Genomic DNA, 23,348 nt, shown 5'->3' on the forward strand with positions numbered 1-23,348 from the left:
CCACTTCTGCTAGGCGACCCAATAGGGTCGCTTTTTTCTTTTCTGCGATTTCATTTGACGCCACGAAATATAACTTGTCCACACAGGATGATCATTTTAAGATCGTCGATCTTTTTCGCTTGTTGGAAATAAATACTTTAATTACAATGAATTATCTTGATATTTTCTTGTCACCTTTCGACTGGGATAACCAGTGGATAAATACTATAAACAGAGTTATCCACAGGGTGGTGGTTGTTTTGCGTATCCACTCGAAATATTTCCGCGATCTGGATCGAGCGAACAGGATAGATTCAGATCAGCAGTCATGGCATTCTAGGCAGATCTATTAAGTACTGACTTGGATACAGACAATTATGGCAAGTATTCCTGAAAATCCGCTGATTCTGATCGACGGTTCTTCTTACCTATATCGCGCTTTCCACGCCTACCCTGGCACGATGAGTAACGGTGATATCCCAACCAACGCCGTTTACGGTGTAGTAAACATGTTACGCAGTATGATGCGTCAGTTTGCGTCTGAACGTATTGCGGTGGTTTTTGATGCGAAGGGTAAAACCTTCCGTGACGATATGTATGCAGAATACAAAGCAAATCGTCCGCCAATGCCAGATGATCTTCGCTGCCAGATTGAACCTCTGCATGACGTGATTCGTGCGATGGGCTTGCCATTAATTTGTGTTCCCGGCGTTGAAGCTGATGACGTCATTGGTACTCTGGCGTACCAGGCGTCGCAAAAAGGCATGCCTGTATTGATCAGTACTGGTGATAAAGATATGGCGCAGTTGGTGGATGACAACATCACCCTGATCAACACCATGACCAACGTAGTGATGGATCGTGAAGGTGTGATTGAAAAGTTCGGTATTCCACCTGAGCTGATCATCGATTATCTCGCACTGATGGGCGATAAAGTCGATAACATTCCTGGCGTACCAGGTGTTGGTGATAAAACCGCAACGGCATTACTACAGGGTATCGGCGGTCTGACTAAGCTGTATGAAAACTTAGATGATATCGCTCCGCTGGGTTTCCGCGGATCTAAAACCATGGCGAAGAAGCTGGTCGACAACAAAGACAATGCGATGTTGTCTTACGAACTGGCTACCATCAAGCTGGATGTGGAACTGGAAGAGACGCCGGAATCTTTGCTAAAAGCAGAGCCAAACAAAGATGAACTGATTAAGCTTTATGGTCAGCTGACCTTTAAATCCTGGCTGAACGAATTGCTAGAAGGCGGCTCTGGTGCAGTGGAAGCGGTAGAGATGGCCGGATCTTCTCAGGCTGCATCATCTGCTTCTTCTCATGCAGAGATGGAAACGTCAGCAGTAACTATTGATCGCAGTCAGTACGAAACGATTTTAGACGAAGCGTCTTTTAACGCTTGGCTGGAGAAACTAAAAGCGTCTGAGTTGTTTGCTTTCGATACCGAGACCGACAGTCTTGACTACATGGTGGCGAATCTGGTCGGCCTGTCGTTTGCAACTGATGAAGGCATCGCTGCTTATGTTCCGGTAGCGCACGATTACCTGGATGCGCCAGAGCAATTAGATCGTGATTGGGTACTAGAGCAGCTAAAACCAATTCTTGAAGATGAAGCACAAGCCAAAGTTGGTCAGAACCTCAAATATGATGCTTCTGTGTTGGCTCGTTACGGCATTGAGATGAAGGGCATTAAGCACGATACCATGCTCGCTTCTTACGTTTACAACAGTGTAGGCGGTAAACATGACATGGACAGCTTGGCGCTGCGTTTCCTTCAGCACAGCTGTATCTCATTTGAGCAAATTGCCGGTAAGGGCAAAAATCAGCTGACTTTTAACCAAATCGAACTCGATCAGGCTTCTCCTTATGCGGCGGAAGATGCAGATGTGACACTTCGCCTGCATAACCGTCTGTTCGCTAATATTGAGCAAGACGACAAACTGAAATCGGTTTATGAAGAGATCGAAATTCCGCTGGTTCCGGTACTTTCCCGTATTGAGCGTACCGGGGTATTGATTGATGACATGAAGCTGGGTGCCCAGTCGGTCGAAATCGCGGCCCGTCTTGAAGAACTTGAGAAAAAAGCTTACGAAATTGCTGAGCAAGAGTTCAACATGAACTCTCCGAAACAGCTGCAAGCGATCCTGTTTGAAAAAATGGGCTTACCTGTGGTTAAGAAGACTCCGTCTGGCACGCCGTCAACCAATGAGGAAGTATTGCAGGAGCTGGCATTGGATTACCCGTTGCCAAAACTGATTCTGGAATACCGTGGTCTGGCTAAGTTGAAGTCGACTTACACAGATAAGTTGCCGAAGATGATCAACCCAACCACAGGTCGTGTACATACCTCTTACCATCAAGCGGTTACGGCGACAGGTCGTTTGTCATCGACTGATCCAAACCTGCAGAACATTCCAATTCGTAATGAAGAGGGCCGCCGTATTCGTCAGGCATTCATCGCACCTACCGGCTACAAAATATTAGCAGTCGACTACTCGCAAATTGAACTGCGTATCATGGCGCACCTATCAGGTGATCAGGCGCTGCTTGACGCGTTCCGTGATGGAAAAGACATTCACGCGGCTACAGCGGCTGAAATTATGGGCGTGAGTATTGATCAAGTATCGAGCGAACAGCGTCGTCGGGCGAAAGCGGTGAACTTTGGTCTTATCTACGGTATGAGTGCATTTGGCCTTGCTAAGCAGCTGGGTATTCCACGTGGAGAGGCTCAAACCTACATGGATAAGTACTTCGAGCGTTATCCTGGCGTAATGCAGTATATGGAAGACACGCGTAGCGCAGCCGCTGATAAGGGTTATGTAGAAACCATCTTCGGTCGTCGTTTGCACCTGCCAGAAATCAAATCGCGCAATGGTATGCGTCGCAAAGCGGCAGAGCGTGCTGCGATTAACGCACCAATGCAAGGTACCGCGGCAGACATCATCAAGAAAGCGATGCTGTTGGTGGATCAGTGGATTCAGGCTGAAGGCAATGGCCGGGTGAAGCTTCTGATGCAAGTACACGATGAACTGGTGTTTGAAGTGGAAGAGTCAGCATTGTCCGAAATTGAAAGTAAAGTACAGAAATTGATGGAATCAGCGGCTGAGCTGAAAGTGCCTCTTGTTGCAGAAGCAGGCCATGGTGACAGCTGGGATCAGGCTCACTAGTCATTTTTAAAGCAATTTAGTCAATTTATTATGAGCCAGCGCACAAACGCTGGCTTTTTTGTGCGATAAATAAAGCTAGGCTTTTCTGCGGTTTACTGTCATTTAATAAAACCTTAATGAAAATAAACTACAAAAGTACTTTTCAATTATGACCAATTGTTGTACATTAACTCTCGTAGGGTACAGAGGTAAGATGTTCTATCTTTCAGACCTTTTGTTTCACGTTATTGGATTAGGCTGATTCAGCCGCCCCAGTCAGTTTTTGACTGGGGCGTTTTTTATTGGGCGAAAGAAAATTTTCAGCTCAAGCTATTTTCTGTTTTTGAATATGTAAAGAGGGAAGCAATTGGCTTCCCTTTCTTGTTTTTGCGCATGTGTTTTTAGCGCATACGGACCACATTGGTCTCTTGTTGCTTTTTCATCTGTTCGAAGCTCAATATGAATGGCTCAGACTGACGTACGTTGTGAGGCAGCTTCTGAATTGCGCGATAGGCTTCATCTTTAGTCTTGAAGTCTCCTGCTGTCACTGCATACCAACGAGTCCCACGGCTTGATTTCCAGTTTACCCATACAGGGTAGCTCGGCTCAATATGACGAATATACTCCTGAACATCCGCTTCCTGCTTAAGCGCTAATACCTGAACTGTAAAGTGGTTGGGATTCATATGTCCGTAAGCATCCTGGGAAGTCATTACACCTACGCACTGTGCTTCCTGGGTTGGAGAGGGTGCAATACTACATCCCGCCAAGGCTATGCTAAGTAATAGGGGAGTGACTTTAGATAGCTTCATAATTTTCTCTAATTAATAAATGACTGCTTATAGCAACACATTACTAAAAAGAAGGCAGAAATCATGTCAGGATTGCCTGAAAATGCCGATTCCGAGTACTGTGCCAAAGACTTTCATTACAAGCTGAGTAGCTAAGAGCGCTGGCTTGTACGCTGTGTAAATTTATTACAATCACACTATGATTTATTCTCGCAAGAAACTAAGTGAGCTAAAAATGTGGAGTTCGTGTTTCAAGGTGTTGAATATAAAGATTTTTGTTGTTGGTTGGGGTGTCGGGTGAGGCGCTGAGTTACGAAAGTCACGTATCTCATGCTATTGAAATCATTCAAAAGTTCGGCAATGCTTTGTGGCATAACAATAATTACTACGTTTTCTCTCCCGTTATCCCTGCCAGGAAGGTGGGGATTTTTTATTTTTATCCGCGTAAGATAAGCAAAAGCCCCGCCGGAATGGCAGGGCTGGGTCGAAAAATTTAACAAAGCTTGTTAAATAGTCTTCGTTAATTATTCTTCACTGCTTTCTGGTGCTTCTGACTCTTCTTCAATCAGATGTGCAAACGCTGGCGCAAACCAGGTATCCAGTTTCGCGCGTAGCTGATCAACACCTAAACCTTTCAGTGAAGAGAATACGTCAACATCGACATCACCACCGAAAGTTTCAACCTGTTTGCGCACTTTCAGTAGCGTCTGCTTACGTGCTCCGCTCTTAAGTTTATCGGCTTTGGTCAGCAGTACTTGCACTGGAATACGGCTGTCTATAGCCCAGTAAATCATTTGCTGGTCGAGATCTTTCATCGGATGACGAATGTCCATCAGAACCACAAGGCCTTTCAGACACTCGCGCTTCTGCAGGTATTCACCTAACGACTTCTGCCACTTATTTTTCATCTCGATTGGGACTTGAGCAAATCCGTATCCTGGTAGATCGACGATGTGGCAACCTTCTTCTACTTTGAAAAGGTTGATTAACTGGGTACGACCCGGTGTCTTTGACGTCTTAGCTAAACTCTTTTGGTTAGTCAGACGGTTAAGTGCACTCGATTTACCAGCGTTTGAGCGTCCTGCAAACGCGATTTCGACACCTTCGTCCTCCGGCAGGTGACGAATATCGGGTGCGCTGGTGATGAAATGCGTGTTTTGGTAATGAATTTTTACGCTCACTGTTAACTCCATCTCGACTTTGTGTAGTCGATTGATTACTTTTTTGTGAAAATGTGTAAAATAACCGTGCTCGGCATAAGGTCGCCTATTGTACCATGAGTGTACACGGTATGTTCACATTCCGTGGTACTGGAAGCTTGATAATTATAATGGAATGTCATGAAGAAATTAGCGCTAATTTTGAGTGTTTTAGCCAGCTGCTCAGTATGGGCCCAAGGTAGTATTGAGGCTGGTAAAGCAAAATCCCAAACCTGTGTCGCCTGTCATGGTGCAGATGGCAACAGTGCAATCGCAATGTACCCTAAACTAGCAGGCCAACACGCTAAGTATCTTGAGAAACAGCTACAAGATCTTAAGTTAGGTATGACAAGTGGTGGTAAGCAGGGTCGTTACGATCCGGTCATGAGTGGTATGGCAATGCCGCTAAGCGATGAAGACATCGCGGATCTGTCTGCATACTTCGCTTCTCTCCCGATTTCAGAGAACTCGACGCCTGAAGATGTCGTTACAAAAGGTAAAGTGCTTTACACTGCCGGTGACGCTGAGCGTGGTCTGACAGCATGTATTGCTTGTCACGGTGCGCGTGGTAACGGTACTGAGCTTTCAGGGTTCCCTAAAATTTCTGGTCAGCATGCTGACTACATTAAAGCTCAGCTGACTAAATTCCGTGATGGTAGCCGTGGTAACGATATGAATGCCATGATGCGTGACATCGCGAAGAAAATGACAGACGAAGATATCGAAGTTCTGTCGAAGTACGTTGGCGGTCTGCACTAATTTATACCCCTACATAGTTCGAGCAATTTTTTGCAAAAATGCCCCAGCGAAATCGTTGGGGCATTTTTGTTAGTGATGCAGATCACGTCCGGATTTAGGGGGCAAGTAGAGATCTGGCTCGGCAGTTTGTAAGACATTCGCCATACTAATTAGTGTCTTTTTCTCGTTGCTGGTTTTAACTTTATGATTAAGTTGTTCTTTTCCTTGTGTCTAAAAAATAGTCTGATATTTTTTCTGGCGTTGGCTTGAGAGTCGTTCTGATCGGCGTAAAGTAGCAAATGTTCACAGGGAGTGAGCAAAAGGAATACAGGCCAAGGTTTCGGTCTCAGGGACTCAGGCTAGGAATGCTTGGCAAGTGAAAAAGGATTTGGGCAGGCAAGGAGCCTGTCGGATAAGGATGGTCATCTCGTCTGACGGTTAAGACAGTGAAAGGGATCAGGCACAGGAAGTTGCCCAGTAGACAGGAAGTAAATGGATAGCCAGAATTCATCAGGAAGATGAAGAACAACACTTTCGCAGGGAAAGCTCGAAAAACAAAAGGATTCTTGGGGCACTTAATGCGTGCAACACGATTTCGCCTCATATGTTGGCATTAGAAAGCGGCAGTTTAACTGCCGCTTTTTTTATATCATCAGCGCGGTAAATTTACCTCTGACGTCAGTGTGTGGTTTCGTCTGGCGGCCTTATTCAGTTTTTTTAACAAAAACTGCTGAAAAAACACTCAATAGCACTCCAATATAAGTCTAGTTTCTGGTATGTTTCGCATCCCTGTTTGAGGAAGTCAGCATGCATACCTGTCCTTTATGCCACAGTCAGCACACTCACCACTATTTTGAAGATAAGCGACGCGAGTACCTTCAATGTGAGCAGTGCTGTTTGGTGTTTGTAAATCCAGACCAACGTTTGGATGCAGATACTGAAAAAGCTCACTATGATTTGCATGAGAACAATCCAGAAGATATCGGATACCGACGTTTTCTGTCGCGGATTGCTGATCCGATTACAGCGCGAATTTCACCACAATCGAACGGAATCGACTTTGGTTGTGGGCCGGGACCGACACTTTCTCTGATGCTAGAAGAAGTAGGTCACACCATGGCGTTGTACGATATTTACTATCACCCTGATACATCGGTGTTAGAAACGCAGTATGACTTCATGACAGCAACAGAGGTGATAGAACACCTCTACCACCCAGATATGGTGTGGAAGCAATGGTTGAATTTAGTTAAGCCCGGGGGCTGGATAGGTCTGATGACGAAGATGGTTATCGACGCAGAAGCATTTCAGTCATGGCACTATAAGAATGACCCGACGCATGTGGTGTTCTTTAGCCGTGATACATTCCGGTTCCTGGCTGAGCGGGATAAGCTCGAACTTGAATTTATAGGTAATGATGTAATTTTACTGAGGAAAACCCAGTAATGAGCCGTAGTAAAAAATCTAGAAAGCCGGGCGCTGCAGGCGCACCTGATATTATTGTCACTCGTAACCGTACAGAATCGGACGTTGAAGGCCGCCTGCGCAAGCGTGCGAAAAAACGCAAAGGTCTGAAAACCGGTAACCGTAATTCGGAGGCGAACGAGCAGAAGAAACACGCAGCTGCTCAAAACCGCGATCCTCGCTTAGGCAGCAAGAAGAAGATCCCTCTGATTGTTGAGCCTGCGAAGAAAATGACTAAGCAAGAGCGTCGTTTATCTGCAGAGCAAGAGCTGGAGATGCTGGAAAATGACGCGCAGTTAAACGTGTTGCTGGATCGTATCGAAGCGGGTGAAAATCTGGGTACTGGTCTGCAGAAGTACGTTGATGAGAAGCTGGATCGTATTGAGAAGCTGATGAGTCAGCTTGGTCTGCTAGAACCGGAAGAAGAGGAAGACTTCACCGCACCAGCAGAGAAAGGTCCTCGTAATGACGATGATCTGCTTGCAGACTTCGATGACATCAACTTCGATGACTACAAAGGATAATTGAGTTATGAACGTAACCTTATTAGCAACGGCAGGGGCGGTAATTATTATCGCTCTGGCTTCTTATGCAGGTTACCTTCTGCTTCAGTTAAAAAAGCAAAAGGAATTGCAGCTGCAGCATCAAAAATTGGCTATCGAAAAACGTAATGCCAACATTTTTGATAATGTGCATACCTTGTGTCAGGCGGGTATTCAGGGCCAGTGCGATTTGTCGGAAATCAGTATTCGTGTCTACTGCATCATGGACTACGTTCAGGGTGAAGAACGCATCGATTTCGATAAAACGTATCCTGCAATTTCTGAGCTTTACCATATTGTAAAAGATATGGCGCGTGGTGAAGATCGCCAGCAACTTGCTAAGAAAGAGCGTATGCAACAAAATTTAGCTCGTCAGAAAGCTGAAAGCCGCTTAACAGAGACGATTGTTGAAGAGCTCAAATTGTTGAAGAAAAACGTCCAGCCGCTGAATAATCAAATTAATATTCAGATGATCTAACCCGTCTCTGACCAAGTTGGCGGTTAGACACTGAGTCTTCATTTTGACTGCTTTAGAAATTACCCCAGTTATGTCCTTAAGACAGCTGGGGTTATCGTGATCACGCTAGCACTTCTTTGGTTTTATAATTAAAAAGCCAAAAGGTATTGCCGCGGTTGTCTTTATCGTATGGCAAAATAACGGCTCTGATTATTGGGCGACGGTTTTCATTGCCCTAGTATTTAACGGAAAGTACCACCATGTCGAATCAACACACTGAATCGGAACAGCAAATCGTTTGGGATCAAGCAGTATTGGATAAGTACAATTATTCCGGTCCTCGCTATACGTCTTACCCGACTGCATTGGAGTTTCATGAAGCATTTACCATTTCTGATTATGATATGGCTTGTGCTCAGTACCCGGATCGCCCATTGTCGTTGTACGTCCACATTCCGTTCTGTCATAAGCTGTGTTACTACTGTGGCTGTAATAAGGTTATAACCCGTCATTCGCACAAAGCAGATGAATACCTTGATGTGCTTGAGCACGAAATTCGTCAGCGTGCTTCACTACTGGTTGGCCGCACTGTAACCCAACTCCATTTTGGTGGTGGTACACCAACCTTCCTGTCTGAAAAGCAGATCTCGCGCGTGATGGACTTATTACGCCAGGAGTTCTTCTTCAGTGATGATGCAGAAATCAGCATTGAGGTCGACCCGCGTGAAATTGAGCTTACCATGCTGGATCACCTGCGTGGTGAAGGCTTCAACCGCCTGAGCATCGGTGTTCAGGATTTCAACAAAGAAGTGCAGCAGTTAGTAAACCGTGAACAGGATGAAGGGTTCATTTTTGATATGGTGGCTCGTGCGAAGGAGCTTGGCTTCCGTTCGACAAACCTAGATCTGATCTACGGCTTACCGAAACAAACCAAAGATTCTTTTGCTAATACACTAGAAAAAGTGCTGGAAATGCAACCGGGTCGTCTGTCGGTATTTAACTACGCCCACATGCCACAGCTGTTTGCCGCTCAGCGAAAGATTAAAGATGAAGACCTGCCACAGGCTGAAGAAAAGATGGCGATTTTGCAAGATACCATCGCGACGCTGACGGATGCGGGCTATCAGTTTATCGGTATGGACCACTTTGCTAAGCCAGATGACGAACTGGCAGTGGCACAACGTGAAGGAGTGTTGCATCGCAACTTCCAGGGTTACACTACTCAGGGCGAATGTGATTTAGTTGGTTTCGGTGTATCTGCGATCTCAATGGTTGGTGACGCTTATGCACAGAACCAAAAAGAGCTAAAGAAATACTATGCTCAGGTGAACGATCTTCGCCATGCTCTGTGGAAAGGTGTTTCTCTGGACGCGGATGATTTACTCCGTCGTGAAGTTATCAAGCAACTGATATGTAACTTTAAACTGGATAAAAAAGCCATTGAGGCAGAGTTTAAGGTTAAGTTCAGCCAGTACTTCAGAGAAGATTTAGAGTTACTGCAAACCTTCATCAACGATGAGCTGGTGGAAGTGGATGATAACGAAATTCGTGTAACGCTGCGTGGTCGTCTGCTGATCCGTAATATCTGTATGAGTTTCGATAAATACCTGCGTGCAAAAGCTAGACAGCAGCAGTTTTCGCGGGTTATCTAATTTTTACTTCGCTATTTCTGATCACTTATTTACTGTGATTGGTATGAACATAAAAAATGCCAGCAAATACTGGCATTTTTTGTATTTTTACGCGCAATTAAACGCGATCTTTTACTTTTTCTTTCAGCGCTGTTTTCTCAGCGTCTGACAGGAACGCCAGCTCAAGGCCATTAATCTGTGCCTGACGGATCTGCTCCTGACTCAGACCTGCTGCTGGTGCTGCAACTTCGTATTCGTAAGGAAGCTCAATACCTTCCACTGCCGGGTCATCAGTATTAAGACACGCCAGTACGCCGTGTTCGAGGAATTGTTTCAGTGGGTGGTTCGCAAGCGATTCTACTGTGCTGGTCTGGATGTTTGATGTCAGGCAAGATTCAATACCAATGCGGTGTTCTGCCAGGTAATCCATCAGTTTAGGGTCTTCAATCGCTTTTACACCATGGCCGATACGTGTTGCGCCTAGCTTATTGATTGCCTGCCACATGCTTTCTGCGCCAGCGGCTTCGCCAGCGTGCACGGTGACGTTAAGTCCAGCATCATTTACTTGTTTAAAGTGAGAAACAAAACGGTCACCCGGCTGGCCCAGTTCGTCACCGGCAAGGTCAACGGCCACAATGTGGTCCTTCTGACTAAGAATGGCATCAAGCTCCTGTTGGCACGCATCGGTACCGAACGTACGGCTCATGATTCCGATAAGGTTAGCTTTCACACCGAAATCACGCATACCAGCCTGAACACCATCAACAACGGCTTCCACCACACCAGCAACTGGCAGTTTGTGTTTCATTGCCATGTAGTAAGGTGAGAAACGCAGCTCTGCGTAATCAATCTGAGCGTTGAGTGCGTCTTCAACGTTTTCATAAGCGACACGGCGGCATGCGTCTAAATCACCAAGTACGGCAACGCCCCAGTCAAGCTTAGAAAGGAAAGCAACAAGAGAAGGTTCCGCTTCGACAATTTGAACGTGTGGAGTTAAAGATTCGATGTCGTACGCAGGCAGAGCAACACCAAACTTCTGGCCAAGCTCAAGAATGGTCTTAGTACGAATGTTACCGTCAAGATGGCGGTGCAAATCAGTGAGAGGAAGATTCTTAGTTATCATTATGTCGATCCGGATAGTTAGAACAGGAACAAGCCCCAAACATTATCTGTGACAATCATTGGGTAAAGATGCAGTGCTAATATCAGCAATAAGGATGAGGCAGTTGCTGATATAGGTATAAGTATAATTAACAGGTTAGTCGATTGTCAGTAGAGTATGATGAGGAAATCAACGATTCTCGCTCTTTTCTACTTCATGTTAACTAAATGTGTTGGCCATTCTTCCAGCGGCATCGGACGGTTGTAATAGTAGCCTTGCACCTGATGACAGCCTATTGAACGCAGTAATTCAGCTTGTGTGCTGTTTTCTACACCTTCGGCGACGACGGTCGTTTTCAGACCGGCTGTAATATTGATGACAGCGGCCACGACAGAACTATCCAGATTTTCTTTGGTTAACTGGTTGATAAATGTACGGTCTATTTTCAGGCACGTAAATGGTAGGGAGTGTAAATAACCCAGTGATGAGTAGCCGGTACCGAAGTCATCTATCGCAATACCGATACCCATATCACGCAGCTTATTCATGTTGTCGAGAGTTGTCGGTGCGCTGTCAACGATACGCGATTCCGTGATCTCCAGTGTCAGGTTGCTCGCGGGTAATTGAGTCATCTTCAGAACTCGGATAACGCTATCGACAAAGTCAGGCCATGATAACTGGTTGACGGAGATGTTTACATGTAACTGGAAATCCGACGGCCACCGCTTTTGGGCGATTGCCTTATAGGTATCCTGGCATGCTTGTAACAGAATTTGCTGACCTATTGCTTTGATCGTGCCGCTATCTTCTGCGACTGGAATAAAATCTAGGGGAGATACCATTCCGGACTCACTGTCCCAACGCGCGAGTGCTTCAGCTCCGCAGACATTGCCGGTTGTCAGGTCGATGATTGGTTGATAATGAGGGATGAACTCCCGGTTCTGTATCCCGGTTTGGATCTTAGTCACCATCTGAGTACGGAATTTAGAGGCGCTTGCAAGCTCCGGAGTGTAGTGACAGACTTTTGTAAGCGTATTTTGTTTTGCATGACTCAGCGCAATGCTGGCGTTACGCAGCAGTAGCGACATGTCCTCTCCGTGTTTGGCTTGTACAATACCAAGGGAGATTTTCATGATTACGGCTTCTTCTTGAGTAATAAACGGGGTCGAAAATACCTGCATCAAACGACGTGCGGTCAGCCTAATTTCATCACTGCTTTGTTCATGAGGGACAAAAATAGCGAATTCATCTCCGCCGATTCTGGCCAGAAGTGTGTCACTCTGGAACTGTTGTTTGAGCCTCTCTGCGATGTCTATCAGCAGCTGATCACCACTTTGATGGCCTGCACTGTCATTGATATCCCTAAATCTGTTGATACCAAGCAAGTAGAGCGTTCCCTGACAGTGGCAGAGCTGATTGTCACACATGTCTACCAATCCTTGGCGGCTGTATAGACGAGTGAGTGAGTCATATACCAGTTGGTCCCGTAAAGCGTTGAACGATGTTTTCAGGTTGGCTGCCATTTCATTAAACGCTTGAACGAGAGTGGTTGTCTCATACACGTGACCGGACTTTGGTATGCTGCTGTTCCAGTCTCCTTTAGCGAGGCGCAGCGCCGCTGCCGCGGTGTTATTGATTGGCTGAATCGCTCTGTTGAATATCGCCCAGTAAATGGCGATGCCGATTAAACTGACAATAATACCAACGAACCAACTTGTTTCCTGGTTGCCTGGCAGCATACCGAGTAGGTCCGCCTCAGGTATGGAAGTACCGATAAACCAGTTAAGACCGTTTGGGTCTGTGTACGGCGTGAGTCGGTTAAAAATACGCTGGCCTTCGTGTTCAATTGAAAAGGTGTATGGTCGGGCGGTATTAAAGAGATCTAAGGAACGGGCGCGGCCTGCGCTGACCTGAATGATCGGGTCGGTACTTTCGGAGGCAAACAGACGCTGACCTTTATCTGAGAAGCGCGTACCCCAGGAAATGACGCTACCTGAGCCGGAATGCGCAACCAGACGATGATCCTGATCCATAATAAACACCGTGGCTTTAGTGCTTTTGGCAATCTCGCGCAGAAACTGATTAAACGTATTTAGGCGGATATCGGTCACCAGTACACCGGCCAGTTTTTGTTTCAGGTAAACCGGAGCCATGGCAGACAGGGTAATATCCTGACGTTCATCGGCATTACTGTAGATACCTGACCAGGCAGACTTATTACTATTGACCACAGGCTCGTACCAGGGGCGCGTTCGGGGGTCGTAAGAGGTAATAACGGAGCGTATATCGTCACTGACATGACTGGTCCCGTAGATGACCAGTTTATTATCAGTTTGCTGGTTTTGAAGCATTAAGGTGTATTGATCAGACGGTTCGCGGCGAAACCCGGTAAAGTCGCCGTTTTCTGTGCCAAATGCTATGACAGCCAGCTGCGGGATCGAACTGTACAACGTTTTAAACGTACTCAGCAGGTACGCTTTAATTCCGTCAGATTCGATGAAATGAGGCGCATTGTGATGATTGACGTTGTGAGCGAGCGTGTTAACCGCAGTAAATGGCTCCTGCAGAAAGCCGTCGAGTCGTTCGTGGACACTTTCAGTTAAAACCGATAGCTGCTTATCGCTGATATCGGTCACCACCGCTTCATAGCTCTGTTTCTGGACGTAGACCATTACACCGATAGACAGCAGGAAAATCATCACAAACGGGATGAGAACAGCGGTGCGTAGTGTAATCTGATTCGTAACAGTCGACATTGCCTAATCACAAGAAGGGTGGTGCGCCATTATTGTACTGATACGTTTGTTAATATCGGATGACAGTCATGCTGCATTATTAATCAAACCGTCAGTACAACTCCTTTAACTTTCTGGTGAGCGTGTTCCTTCCCCACCCTAATACTTTAGCGGCATCTTGCTTGTGACCTTTAGTGTGTTCTAGCGCGGCTTCTAATAAAATACGCTCAAATTCTGGTAATGCGTAAGAAAGCAGTTCTTTATCTCCTGCAGCCAGTGATTGACGCGCCCAGTCCGCCAATTGTTCTTGCCAACTGCCTTGTGTTGAATCAGCGATGCTTTTCTTTTCTTGAAGTAATTCAGAAGGTAAGTCATTAGGTAATACTTCACTGCCACTTGCCATCACTGTCAGCCAGCGACAGATGTTCTCCAGCTGACGTACGTTACCCGGCCAATCCAGGCGATTGAGGATCTCAACGGTAGACGGGTGCAGTGTTTTGGTCTCGACTCCGAGCTCATCTGCGGCACGGATAAGGAAGTGCTGGGTCAGTTTCTCGATGTCTTGTTTGCGCTCACGAAGGGCCGGGATTTGTACACGGATGACATTCAGGCGGTGGAATAAGTCTTCACGGAAATCACCTTCATGCACCAGCCTTTCCAAGTTCTGGTGAGTTGCGGCAACGATACGGACATCGACACTGATTGGCGAATGCCCGCCAACACGGTAGAACTGACCATCTGCCAGAACACGCAACAAACGAGTCTGAATATCCAGTGGCATGTCACCGATTTCATCCAGAAACAGTGTACCGCCATTAGCCTGTTCGAAACGTCCCTGACGAACACTGTTCGCGCCGGTAAATGCACCTTTCTCATGGCCAAACAGTTCTGATTCGATCAAATCTTTCGGGATTGCCGCCATATTAAGCGCTATGAATGGTTTGCTCGAGCGCGGGCTATGACGGTGCAAGGCATGAGCAACAAGCTCTTTACCCGTACCGGATTCACCATTGATTAATACGGAGATTGAAGAGCGGGACAGACGACCGATAGCACGAAAGACTTCCTGCATCGCTGGCGCTTCACCGATGATCTCTGGCGTTGCTGCCGGAATGTCCTCTGGTGCCAGTTGCACGCGTTTGTTTTCATGGCTGTGAGCGATTGCTCGTTCTACCAAAGTTAGCGTTTCATCAATATCAAACGGCTTAGGCAGATACTCAAATGCCCCTTTCTGATATGCGTTAACCGCTGCATCTAAATCAGAGTGAGCCGTCATAATGATCACAGGCAGATCGGGGTAATCACGCTGCACCTGTTTTAGCAGTTCCAGACCGTCGATACCGGGCATGCGAATATCAGAAACCAGAACATCGGGAACTTCCCGTTCTAGTGCCATTAATACGCTTTCCCCATCAGCGTAGGTTTCGCACTTTATGTTGGCTGAAGAGAGGGTTTTTTCCATCACCCAGCGAATTGAACTGTCGTCATCAACGACCCAAACATATCCTTTACTCATCTACTAGTCCTTGCAGCAAATCCGTAAACTGACACAAAGCGGAAAGCTTTTACTTGGTCAGATCGGCAAATAAATTGTGAAATTGGTGTGGCCGGGCCAGCTCTCAACATCGATTTTTCCGTTGTGCTGGTCGATCAGGTTTTGGGAAATAGACAGTCCGAGTCCGGTACCGCCTTCTCGGCCACTAACCATTGGGTAAAACAGGGTGTCTTGTAATTCGGGCGGGATGCCAGGCCCGTTATCTGTTATCTCAATACGCGCGGCCAGTTTGCAGCGTTTTCCGTGGATATTGGCCTGATGCACCGTTCTGGTGCGAATGGTGATAACACCGTGCTCCTGAGGGGCGAGAATTTGTGCCGCGTTGCTGACGATGTTCAGCATGGCTTGTTCGATCTGATCGGCATCCATCAGAATTTCTGGCAGGCTTGGATCATAATCGCGCTCAATGAGGATCGAGTTCTGGGACTCTAACTCGACGAGCTGGCGTACTTTCTCCAGAACCTGATGCAGGTTTTCCTGGGTTTTTTTGCCTGGTTTTTGCGGACCAAGCAGACGGTCGACCAAAGCTCTCAAACGATCAGCCTGTTCGATAATAATGTGGGTGTATTCTGTTAATGAAGGCTCAGGCAGCATTTTTTCCAAAAGCTGCGCCGCTCCCCGCAATCCACCGAGTGGATTTTTAATTTCATGCGCCAGGCCTCGAACCAGCAACTTGGCTGCTTGCTGCTGCGCGTGCTGGTTAAGCTCTTGCGTCAGTCGGCGCTGCTGGTCAATTTTTCGCATTTCTACCAGTAGCATGAGCTGCTTTTCCCACGTGATCGGGCTGACGGTAACTTCCAGCATTAACGGCTTGCCGTCGACGATAAAAGTGACATCACTGTCCGTGATACACTGACCACTTTGTAGTGGCTGGGTGAGCAGTGCTAAATCCATTGAGGCATGCTGGATTAGCTGAGACAGAGACTGCTCGACAATGCGTTTAGCACTTTGTGAAAACAACAGCTCCGCTGCCGGATTGGCATAGCGGATTGCCAGACCATCATCGAGAATCAGCGTTGCGGTGACCATATTGTTGAGAATGGCACTAGAGAGATTGGTATCCACATTACGTCCTTGTTTGCGTTAAAATCGTGCGACGCACAATAATGGTGCAATAGAACATTGAGTATGGCGAATAAACCTCAGAAGAAAAAGTGAAAAGCGCCGTTGAAGTGCGATTTTTTCACCTAATATTCTAATTTGCCCCTTTTACGCTCGGCTTGATACTTGCTCTATGTAAATGCACCGTTATAGGGCTAGTAGATGCAATAAGCTTGCCGCTTCTCTTAGCGTGAACAGAAAGAGTGTGCGCGCCTCGGTCAATATTACTGAGTTGCCAGGTCGTGCTGTTTTGAGGGGCGCCATAAGGGGTACCATCAAGTATCAGTTGCAGTTGCTCGCCGATACCAAGCTTGCGGTTCAGTTCAAGCTGAATGCTAATCAAACCACGATTGCTGCGAATCGTCTCTCCGTGTTGCGGACTTTGAATGGTGAGTTTTAAAGGCAGCGGTTTCTCACTTTGAGTCGCGGGAATCTCTTCTGGTTCCTCGGCGCTGTCTTGCGGAACGAGAGATTCGGTGCTTTCCACTTTCGGGGCAGGAGCAGCAGCTTTTAAATTGGGCAGGGCGATAGCTTTAGCGCCTTGATTGGGAGTGTCGCTGAAGTGCATGACGCCGTCTTTATCGACCCAGGTATAAGCGACTTGCGCAGATACAAGCGGGACTACGAGTACGCTGCTAAGAGCGAACATAGATGTAATAAGCTGAACTTTCATTGCTCACCTTTTTGTATGGTAGTTTCACGTTTTAATCGCTTAGCTCTTTGATCTGCAAATGAAAAGAGACTAATCGTATTTTAGTTATACCCTCATGTTAAACGGCTATTCCTGACTGGCGAATACAAAAAAGGCCCGCCTGCGAGGCGAGCCTAATATTTTGTTACTGTGTTTACATTTTACACAGTGTTAACCTTACACAGAGTAGTAAAGTTCGAACTCAAGTGGGTGAGTTGCCATGTTGATGCGCTCAACATCTTTAGACTTAAGTGCGATGTAAGAATCGATAAAGTCATCAGAGAATACGCCACCAGCGGTTAGGAACTCACGATCTTCGTTTAGTGCATTCAGAGCAACTTCTAGAGACTCAGCAACTTTTGGAATCTCTGCCGCTTCTTCAGCAGGTAGGTCGTAAAGGTCTTTATCCATCGCTTCTCCCGGGTGGATCTTGTTCTTGATACCGTCAAGACCAGCCATTAGAAGAGAAGCAAACGCTAGGTATGGGTTCGCAGCTGGATCTGGGAAACGAGCTTCGATACGACGTGCTTTAGGGCTAGGTACCACTGGGATACGGATAGAAGCAGAACGGTTACGCGCAGAGTAAGCTAGCATAACTGGCGCTTCGAAGCCTGGTACAAGACGCTTGTACGAGTTAGTTGATGGGTTAGCAAATGCGTTGATTGCACGAGCGTGTTTGATGATACCACCGATGTAGTAAAGTGCAGTTTCAGACAGACCGCCGTACTTATCGCCAGCGAACAGGTTTACACCGTCTTTTGCTAGAGATTGGTGAACGTGCATACCAGAACCGTTGTCGCCAACTAGTGGTTTAGGCATGAATGTCGCTGTTTTACCAAATGCGTGTGCAACGTTGTGTACAACGTACTTGTAGATTTGGATTTCGTCAGCTTTGCTAGTTAGCGTATTGAAGCGAGTTGCGATTTCGTTCTGACCCGCAGTTGCTACTTCGTGGTGGTGTGCTTCAACTACCAGACCCATCTCTTCCATGATCAGACACATTGCAGAACGGATGTCTTGAGAAGAGTCAACAGGAGCTACTGGGAAGTAACCGCCTTTAACGCCTGGACGGTGACCTTTGTTACCACCTTCGATTTCAGAACCTGTATTCCACGCCGCTTCTACGTCGTCAATCTTGAAGAAAGAACCTGACATGTCGTTTGAGTATTTAACGTCGTCAAACAGGAAGAACTCTGGCTCTGGGCCAACAAGAACAGTGTCTGCGATACCAGTAGAGCGCATGTAGTCTTCAGCGCGTTTTGCGATAGAGCGAGGGTCACGGTCGTAACCTTGCATTGTCGCAGGCTCTAGGATGTCACAACGGATGTTTAGCGTTGCGTCTTCTGTGAACGGGTCAAGGACAGCTGAAGATGCGTCTGGCATCATCACCATGTCTGATTCGTTGATACCTTTCCAGCCAGCAACTGATGAACCATCGAACATTTTACCTTCTTCGAAGAAGTCTGCATCGACTTGGTGAGCAGGAATCGAAATGTGCTGCTCTTTACCTTTTGTATCTGTGAAGCGTAGGTCAACAAACTTAACTTCGTTTTCTTGGATCAGCGATAGAACGTTTTCTACTGACATCTTGGATAACCTCCAGTGTTAAATAAGCGGTAAAAGTTCGATTTATGAACTATTCGTTAAATACGGCATTGATTAATCAAACTAACTTTCATTAACCGATGCTGTTTTATCTAAAGCTAAAAGCGTGCCAAAAAAAATATCTCATTAATTTCAATGAATTGTAATTTTTGACGCTAGTTTGGTGCAAGCTGTTGCACCAAAATGATCCCTTGGTGCGCCCTTGTGGTGCAAATTGATTTTATTGCACCACGATGTGACAGCCATATGGCTTATTCAGCACATCTTTTAAGCAATAGTCAATTTGTATTGAACACAGAAGAGAACAAAGTTTTGTTTAAAGGTATCGTCCAAAACGAGAAAGCGTGCATTGAGCGTATAAATCGCAGAAAAGCTCAGGAGTAGATCACATATTTCTAGGCTTTTTGCTAAAATCTGGTACATTATGGCCGTTTTTTTAATCAGCAAATGTCGCCAGAGAACACCCGTTCTTAGCTTGGGGGCATTTCATTTATCTAAGTGAATCAATATCCATGGCTACTCCACAGATTGATAAATTAAGAAATATCGCGATTATCGCGCACGTTGACCACGGTAAAACGACTCTGGTTGACAAGCTGCTACAACAATCAGGCACGCTTGAGTCTCGCGGTGAAGCTGAAGAGCGAGTCATGGACTCGAACGACATTGAGAAAGAGCGCGGTATTACCATTCTTGCTAAAAACACAGCAATTAACTGGAACGATTACCGTATCAACATCGTAGATACTCCGGGACACGCGGACTTCGGTGGCGAAGTAGAACGTATCATGTCGATGGTAGACTCTGTGCTACTTATCGTTGACGCTGTTGACGGCCCAATGCCGCAAACTCGTTTCGTAACGCAAAAAGCGTTTGCTCACGGTCTTAAGCCAATCGTAGTTATCAACAAGATTGACCGTCCGGGTGCTCGCCCTGACTGGGTTATGGACCAAGTATTCGACCTGTTCGATAACCTAGGCGCAACTGACGAACAGCTAGACTTCAAAGTGGTTTACGCGTCTGCTCTAAACGGTTGGGCTGCTCTAGAAGAAGGCGAAACTGGCGAGAACATGGAGCCATTATTCCAGACTATCGTTGATGTTGTAGATGCGCCAAATGTTGACCTTGATGGTCCGCTACAGATGCAAGTTTCTCAGCTAGATTACAGCTCTTACGTGGGTGTTATCGGTGTTGCTCGCGTAACTCGCGGTAGCGTTAAACCAAACCAACAAGTAACGGTTATCGGCGCTGACGGTAAAACCCGTAACGGTAAAGTGGGTACGGTTATGGGCTATCTGGGTCTGGACCGCCACGAAGTGGATCAAGCTAATGCGGGTGACATCATTGCTATCACTGGCCTTGGTGAGCTTAAAATCTCTGACACTATCTGTGCACAAAACGCAGTAGAAGCGCTACCTGCACTGTCAGTTGATGAGCCAACAGTAACGATGACGTTCCAGGTAAACACTTCTCCGTTCGCAGGTAAAGAAGGTAAGTTCGTAACTTCACGTAACATCCTTGAGCGTCTTGAGAAGGAACTGGTTCACAACGTAGCATTGCGCGTTGAGCAAACTGACGATCCAGATAAATTCCGCGTATCAGGCCGTGGTGAACTTCACCTGTCTATCCTGATCGAAAACATGCGCCGTGAAGGCTTTGAGCTTGCAGTATCTCGTCCGGAAGTAATCATCAAAGAAGAAGATGGTCAGTTGATGGAACCGTTTGAGACGGTAACTATCGACGTGATGGAAGAGCACCAGGGCGGCATCATGGAGAACATCGGCATGCGTAAAGGCGAGCTGAAAGATATGTCTCCAGATGGTAAAGGTCGTGTGCGCATGGACTTCATTATGCCATCACGTGGCCTGATCGGTTTCCAGACTGAGTTCATGACACTGACTTCTGGTTCTGGTCTTCTTTACCATACGTTTGATCACTACGGCCCACACAAAGGCGGTAACATCGGTCAGCGTATTAACGGTGTACTTATTGCGAACGCAGCAGGTAAAGCACTGACTAACGCACTGTTTAACCTTCAGGAGCGTGGTCGTCTATTCATCGGTCACGGTGTTGAAGTTTACGAAGGTATGGTTATCGGTATTCACAGCCGTGACAACGACCTGACAGTAAACGCACTGAAAGGTAAGCAGCTGACTAACGTTCGTGCTTCTGGTACTGATGACGCACAGGTTCTTACTCCGCCAATCATCATGACACTTGAGCAAGCGCTTGAGTTTATCGATGACGACGAGCTAGTAGAAGTAACACCTGAAAGCATCCGTATCCGCAAGAAGTTCCTGACGGAAAGTGACCGTAAGCGTGCTTCACGTGCAGCGAAGTAATTTGTTATAACGGCTGACCGTTTTAACGGATTCGATAAAATAAAAAGCCCTGAGCAATGCTCGGGGCTTTTTGTCTTTAAGTTCTTGTCTGCGCTAACTTAATCTCTGATAGAGGTTAATGCCTCGACAGTTGAGAATAGCGTTAAGCTGTATACTTAGTTCTGATTCAGCTTGCTGAGGAATCTGTCTGATTCAGCAATTGCTTCATTCATATGTCTGATGGCATATTGAATCTCTTTCTCTAAGTTTGAAAACTCGCCCTGCAGAGAACCGATAGCACTTGCATTCAGGTTATGCTTTAAATACAAAGTGTTGTCACGTAGCGTATTCAATACCGGAGTCATCTTACTTTCAGCACGCTTCATTGCGCTGAGCATGGTGTTATAAGAGGTTCTGGTTTCACGCAGTTTCTGCTGGCTTGAGCGTCGCAGACTGGCACTGGTGTACAGATCGAGCTCTGCCTGCCACTCTTCAAACAGGGCGTCAGAGACATCTTCAATGGCAGCGATACGATCACGGACATCCTGAGCCGCTTTCTCACTGTCTTCATATTTGTCGTTGATGTCGTTGTATACGCTCTCCAGTTCACCACCATCAAAATTGGTCAGAGCGGATAGCGCTTCCAGGGCACTGGTGAACTCTTCCTGTGCATCCTGTTGGGATTCTTTGGCATCTTCGACACGGTCTACCATGATGTCTCGTTTATGGTAGCCCACTTGTTCCATTGCTGAATAATATGCAGACTGACACCCTGTTAAAGTAAAAATTGATAGTACAATTGCTAATAAATAAGGCATTTTTTATGTCCTAGCCGATAAGGTTTTATGATCTAATTATGGAATGAACTATGAACCAGTTGTTAGACAGTTACAAGGCGAGATTAAGTCACCTATTGCCAAGTTGCGTCGCTTTCATTAAGTATCTTGTTAAGCGTCTGACGCACGACCGCATGAATGTAAATGCAGGTTACCTCGCCTATATTACCTTGCTGTCCATCGTACCGATGCTAACGGTGCTGTTTTCAATATTGTCGAAATTCCCTGCCTTTGCAAATGTAGGCGAAGTGCTGCAAGAGTTTATTATTGTCAATTTCGTACCTGCTTCTGGGGAGGCGGTACATAGCGCACTGCAATCCTTTGTTGCCAATACCGGTAAAATGAGTGCGGTGGGTGGCGCATTCTTATTCATTGCAGCGTTGATGTTGATTTCCAATGTCGATAAGAACCTGAATTACATTTGGCGAGTCAAACAGAAACGTGGCTTCGTCCCTTCTTTCGCTACTTACTGGATGGTGTTAACGCTTGGTCCGATTCTGGTCGGAGCCAGTATTGCTGCGACTTCTTACGTGACGTCGCTTCAAATCCTGGAAAATGAAACCTTATCCGGTGCTTTTAATCTGTTTTTACGTTGGCTGCCTTTGATGTTGTCCTTTTCGGCTTTTTTAGGGTTGTACATATTGGTACCGAATAAAAAAGTCTATCTAGCTCATGGTGTCGTCGGCGCTGTGCTAGCGGCAATACTGTTTGAGCTGAGTAAGAAAGGTTTTGCGCTGTATATTACTCAGTTCCCGTCTTACCAGTTGATTTACGGCGCACTGGCTGCAATCCCTATCCTGTTTGTCTGGGTGTATCTGTGCTGGATGATTGTGTTAATTGGTGCAGAGGTAACGGCTGCTCTTGGTGAGCGAGAGCACTGGAGTGAAGACCTAGACATGATACACTCGGTCGCTGAATCTCAGTTAGCAAACAAAGGAAGCGAGCGTAGTGATAGCTCTAATTCAACGAGTCAGTGAAGCGGCCGTCCGTGTTGACGGCGAAGTGGTGGGTGAAATCGATCAAGGTCTGCTGGTCCTGCTAGGGGTTGAGAAGGACGATGATGAAGCCAAAGCAAAACGCTTAATGGAGCGTGTGACGACTTACCGTGTATTTGAAGACGATGAGGGTAAAATGAACCTTAACGTCAAACAGGTGGACGGCAAAGTACTCGTTGTTTCGCAATTTACTCTGCCAGCGGATACCAAAAAGGGCACTCGGGCAGGATTTTCTCGTGGTGCACATCCGGCAGATGCAGAGCGCCTTTACGATTATTTTTCAGATTTATGTGAACAGGTTTTACCGACAGAGCGTGGCCGTTTTGCTGCTGATATGAAAGTCTCATTAGTTAATGACGGCCCGGTAACATTCTGGCTGCAGGTGTAATCTGGAAACACATTTCTTATAGTCTAAGCTTTAACTCTGAGTTCATGGAATTGGCTTAGAGTGACT

General features: G+C 46.4%; 18 protein-coding genes. 9 read left to right on the forward strand and 9 right to left on the reverse strand.

The genetic code is table 11. From position 1 onward, the window contains the following. Positions 1-356 precede the first annotated feature (356 nt). The gene (gene polA, locus KHN79_RS00570) at positions 357-3,152 is read left to right on the forward strand and encodes a DNA polymerase I (protein ID WP_182009883.1); all 2,796 of its coding nucleotides are present in this window, start codon (positions 357-359) and stop codon (positions 3,150-3,152) included. A gap of 380 nt (positions 3,153-3,532) precedes the next feature. Here the strand turns inward: polA and KHN79_RS00575 are convergent, their stop codons facing one another. After that, a complete protein-coding gene (locus KHN79_RS00575) occupies positions 3,533-3,943 on the reverse strand; it encodes an SPOR domain-containing protein (protein ID WP_182009882.1) in 411 nt (136 codons plus the stop codon). Positions 3,944-4,446: 503 nt separating this feature from the next. Then, positions 4,447-5,103 (reverse strand): ribosome biogenesis GTP-binding protein YihA/YsxC, encoded by a 657-nt coding sequence (yihA, locus tag KHN79_RS00580; RefSeq protein ID WP_182009881.1) that lies wholly within the window; start codon positions 5,101-5,103, stop codon positions 4,447-4,449. 159 nt (positions 5,104-5,262) lie between these two features. Between yihA and KHN79_RS00585 the strand changes: the two genes are divergently transcribed. From KHN79_RS00585 to hemN, 5 genes are all read left to right on the forward strand, one after another. After that, a complete protein-coding gene (locus tag KHN79_RS00585) occupies positions 5,263-5,880 on the forward strand; it encodes a c-type cytochrome (RefSeq protein ID WP_182009880.1) in 618 nt (205 codons plus the stop codon). 786 nt (positions 5,881-6,666) lie between these two features. Then, on the forward strand, positions 6,667-7,305 hold the full coding sequence (locus KHN79_RS00590) for a class I SAM-dependent methyltransferase (protein ID WP_182009879.1): 639 nt from the start codon (positions 6,667-6,669) through the stop codon (positions 7,303-7,305). After that, the gene (yihI, locus tag KHN79_RS00595; RefSeq protein ID WP_182009878.1) at positions 7,305-7,847 is read left to right on the forward strand and encodes a Der GTPase-activating protein YihI; all 543 of its coding nucleotides are present in this window, start codon (positions 7,305-7,307) and stop codon (positions 7,845-7,847) included. The genes KHN79_RS00590 and yihI overlap by 1 nt, the downstream gene beginning before the upstream one ends. 7 nt (positions 7,848-7,854) lie before the next feature. Continuing rightward, positions 7,855-8,343: a DUF2489 domain-containing protein gene (locus KHN79_RS00600; protein ID WP_182009877.1), complete on the forward strand. Its 489-nt coding sequence runs from the start codon at positions 7,855-7,857 to the stop codon at positions 8,341-8,343. Positions 8,344-8,582: 239 nt separating this feature from the next. Continuing rightward, positions 8,583-9,974 (forward strand): oxygen-independent coproporphyrinogen III oxidase, encoded by a 1,392-nt coding sequence (hemN, locus tag KHN79_RS00605; RefSeq protein ID WP_182009876.1) that lies wholly within the window; start codon positions 8,583-8,585, stop codon positions 9,972-9,974. Positions 9,975-10,071: 97 nt separating this feature from the next. Here the strand turns inward: hemN and add are convergent, their stop codons facing one another. From add to glnA, 6 genes are all read right to left on the reverse strand, one after another. After that, complete coding sequence (add, locus tag KHN79_RS00610) at positions 10,072-11,076, reverse strand: adenosine deaminase (protein WP_182009875.1); 1,005 nt, start codon at positions 11,074-11,076, stop codon at positions 10,072-10,074. A 188-nt stretch (positions 11,077-11,264) separates the two neighbouring features. Continuing rightward, on the reverse strand, positions 11,265-13,811 hold the full coding sequence (locus KHN79_RS00615) for an EAL domain-containing protein (protein ID WP_182009874.1): 2,547 nt from the start codon (positions 13,809-13,811) through the stop codon (positions 11,265-11,267). A gap of 91 nt (positions 13,812-13,902) precedes the next feature. Further along, on the reverse strand, positions 13,903-15,306 hold the full coding sequence (gene glnG / locus KHN79_RS00620; protein ID WP_182009873.1) for a nitrogen regulation protein NR(I): 1,404 nt from the start codon (positions 15,304-15,306) through the stop codon (positions 13,903-13,905). Between the two features lie 57 nt (positions 15,307-15,363). Then, positions 15,364-16,410: a nitrogen regulation protein NR(II) gene (gene glnL, locus KHN79_RS00625; protein WP_182009872.1), complete on the reverse strand. Its 1,047-nt coding sequence runs from the start codon at positions 16,408-16,410 to the stop codon at positions 15,364-15,366. Between the two features lie 130 nt (positions 16,411-16,540). Beyond that, the gene (locus KHN79_RS00630) at positions 16,541-17,119 is read right to left on the reverse strand and encodes a DUF4124 domain-containing protein (protein ID WP_182009871.1); all 579 of its coding nucleotides are present in this window, start codon (positions 17,117-17,119) and stop codon (positions 16,541-16,543) included. A 195-nt stretch (positions 17,120-17,314) separates the two neighbouring features. Further along, positions 17,315-18,724 carry a glutamate--ammonia ligase gene (gene glnA / locus KHN79_RS00635; RefSeq protein WP_182009870.1) on the reverse strand — a complete coding sequence of 470 codons (1,410 nt, stop codon included), beginning with the start codon at positions 18,722-18,724 and terminating at the stop codon, positions 17,315-17,317. A 530-nt stretch (positions 18,725-19,254) separates the two neighbouring features. Here glnA and typA point away from each other — a divergent pair. Next, positions 19,255-21,084, forward strand: coding sequence for a translational GTPase TypA (gene typA / locus KHN79_RS00640; protein ID WP_182009869.1), 1,830 nt, complete (start codon positions 19,255-19,257; stop codon positions 21,082-21,084). 155 nt (positions 21,085-21,239) lie between these two features. Here typA and KHN79_RS00645 read toward each other — a convergent pair whose 3' ends face one another. Then, positions 21,240-21,881: a DUF2959 domain-containing protein gene (locus KHN79_RS00645; protein WP_182009868.1), complete on the reverse strand. Its 642-nt coding sequence runs from the start codon at positions 21,879-21,881 to the stop codon at positions 21,240-21,242. Between the two features lie 50 nt (positions 21,882-21,931). Here KHN79_RS00645 and KHN79_RS00650 point away from each other — a divergent pair, with 50 nt between their 5' ends. Together KHN79_RS00650 and dtd are read left to right on the forward strand one after the other, a co-directional pair. Further along, entirely contained in the window at positions 21,932-22,876 is a 945-nt protein-coding gene (locus KHN79_RS00650) for a virulence factor BrkB family protein (protein ID WP_182009867.1), read from the forward strand. Further along, positions 22,848-23,282, forward strand: a complete 435-nt coding sequence (dtd, locus tag KHN79_RS00655) for a D-aminoacyl-tRNA deacylase (protein WP_182009866.1) — start codon at positions 22,848-22,850, stop codon at positions 23,280-23,282. Before KHN79_RS00650 ends, dtd begins: the two co-directional genes overlap by 29 nt. Positions 23,283-23,348 lie beyond the last annotated feature (66 nt).

The sequence above is a fragment of the Vibrio sp. B1FLJ16 genome, assembly GCF_905175385.1.
GTDB lineage: Bacteria > Pseudomonadota > Gammaproteobacteria > Enterobacterales > Vibrionaceae > Vibrio.

Coding starts and splice junctions, on each gene's coding strand:
- KHN79_RS00575 (WP_182009882.1), bottom strand. CDS start 3,943: ATGAAGCTATCTAAAGTCACTCCCCTATTACTTAGCATAGCCTTGGCG.
- yihI (WP_182009878.1), top strand. CDS start 7,305: ATGAGCCGTAGTAAAAAATCTAGAAAGCCGGGCGCTGCAGGCGCACCT.
- KHN79_RS00650 (WP_182009867.1), top strand. CDS start 21,932: ATGAACCAGTTGTTAGACAGTTACAAGGCGAGATTAAGTCACCTATTG.
- add (WP_182009875.1), bottom strand. CDS start 11,076: ATGATAACTAAGAATCTTCCTCTCACTGATTTGCACCGCCATCTTGAC.
- KHN79_RS00630 (WP_182009871.1), bottom strand. CDS start 17,119: ATGAAAGTTCAGCTTATTACATCTATGTTCGCTCTTAGCAGCGTACTC.
- glnA (WP_182009870.1), bottom strand. CDS start 18,724: ATGTCAGTAGAAAACGTTCTATCGCTGATCCAAGAAAACGAAGTTAAG.
- glnG (WP_182009873.1), bottom strand. CDS start 15,306: ATGAGTAAAGGATATGTTTGGGTCGTTGATGACGACAGTTCAATTCGC.
- typA (WP_182009869.1), top strand. CDS start 19,255: ATGGCTACTCCACAGATTGATAAATTAAGAAATATCGCGATTATCGCG.
- hemN (WP_182009876.1), top strand. CDS start 8,583: ATGTCGAATCAACACACTGAATCGGAACAGCAAATCGTTTGGGATCAA.
- KHN79_RS00600 (WP_182009877.1), top strand. CDS start 7,855: ATGAACGTAACCTTATTAGCAACGGCAGGGGCGGTAATTATTATCGCT.
- polA (WP_182009883.1), top strand. CDS start 357: ATGGCAAGTATTCCTGAAAATCCGCTGATTCTGATCGACGGTTCTTCT.
- KHN79_RS00585 (WP_182009880.1), top strand. CDS start 5,263: ATGAAGAAATTAGCGCTAATTTTGAGTGTTTTAGCCAGCTGCTCAGTA.
- KHN79_RS00615 (WP_182009874.1), bottom strand. CDS start 13,811: ATGTCGACTGTTACGAATCAGATTACACTACGCACCGCTGTTCTCATC.
- KHN79_RS00645 (WP_182009868.1), bottom strand. CDS start 21,881: ATGCCTTATTTATTAGCAATTGTACTATCAATTTTTACTTTAACAGGG.
- KHN79_RS00590 (WP_182009879.1), top strand. CDS start 6,667: ATGCATACCTGTCCTTTATGCCACAGTCAGCACACTCACCACTATTTT.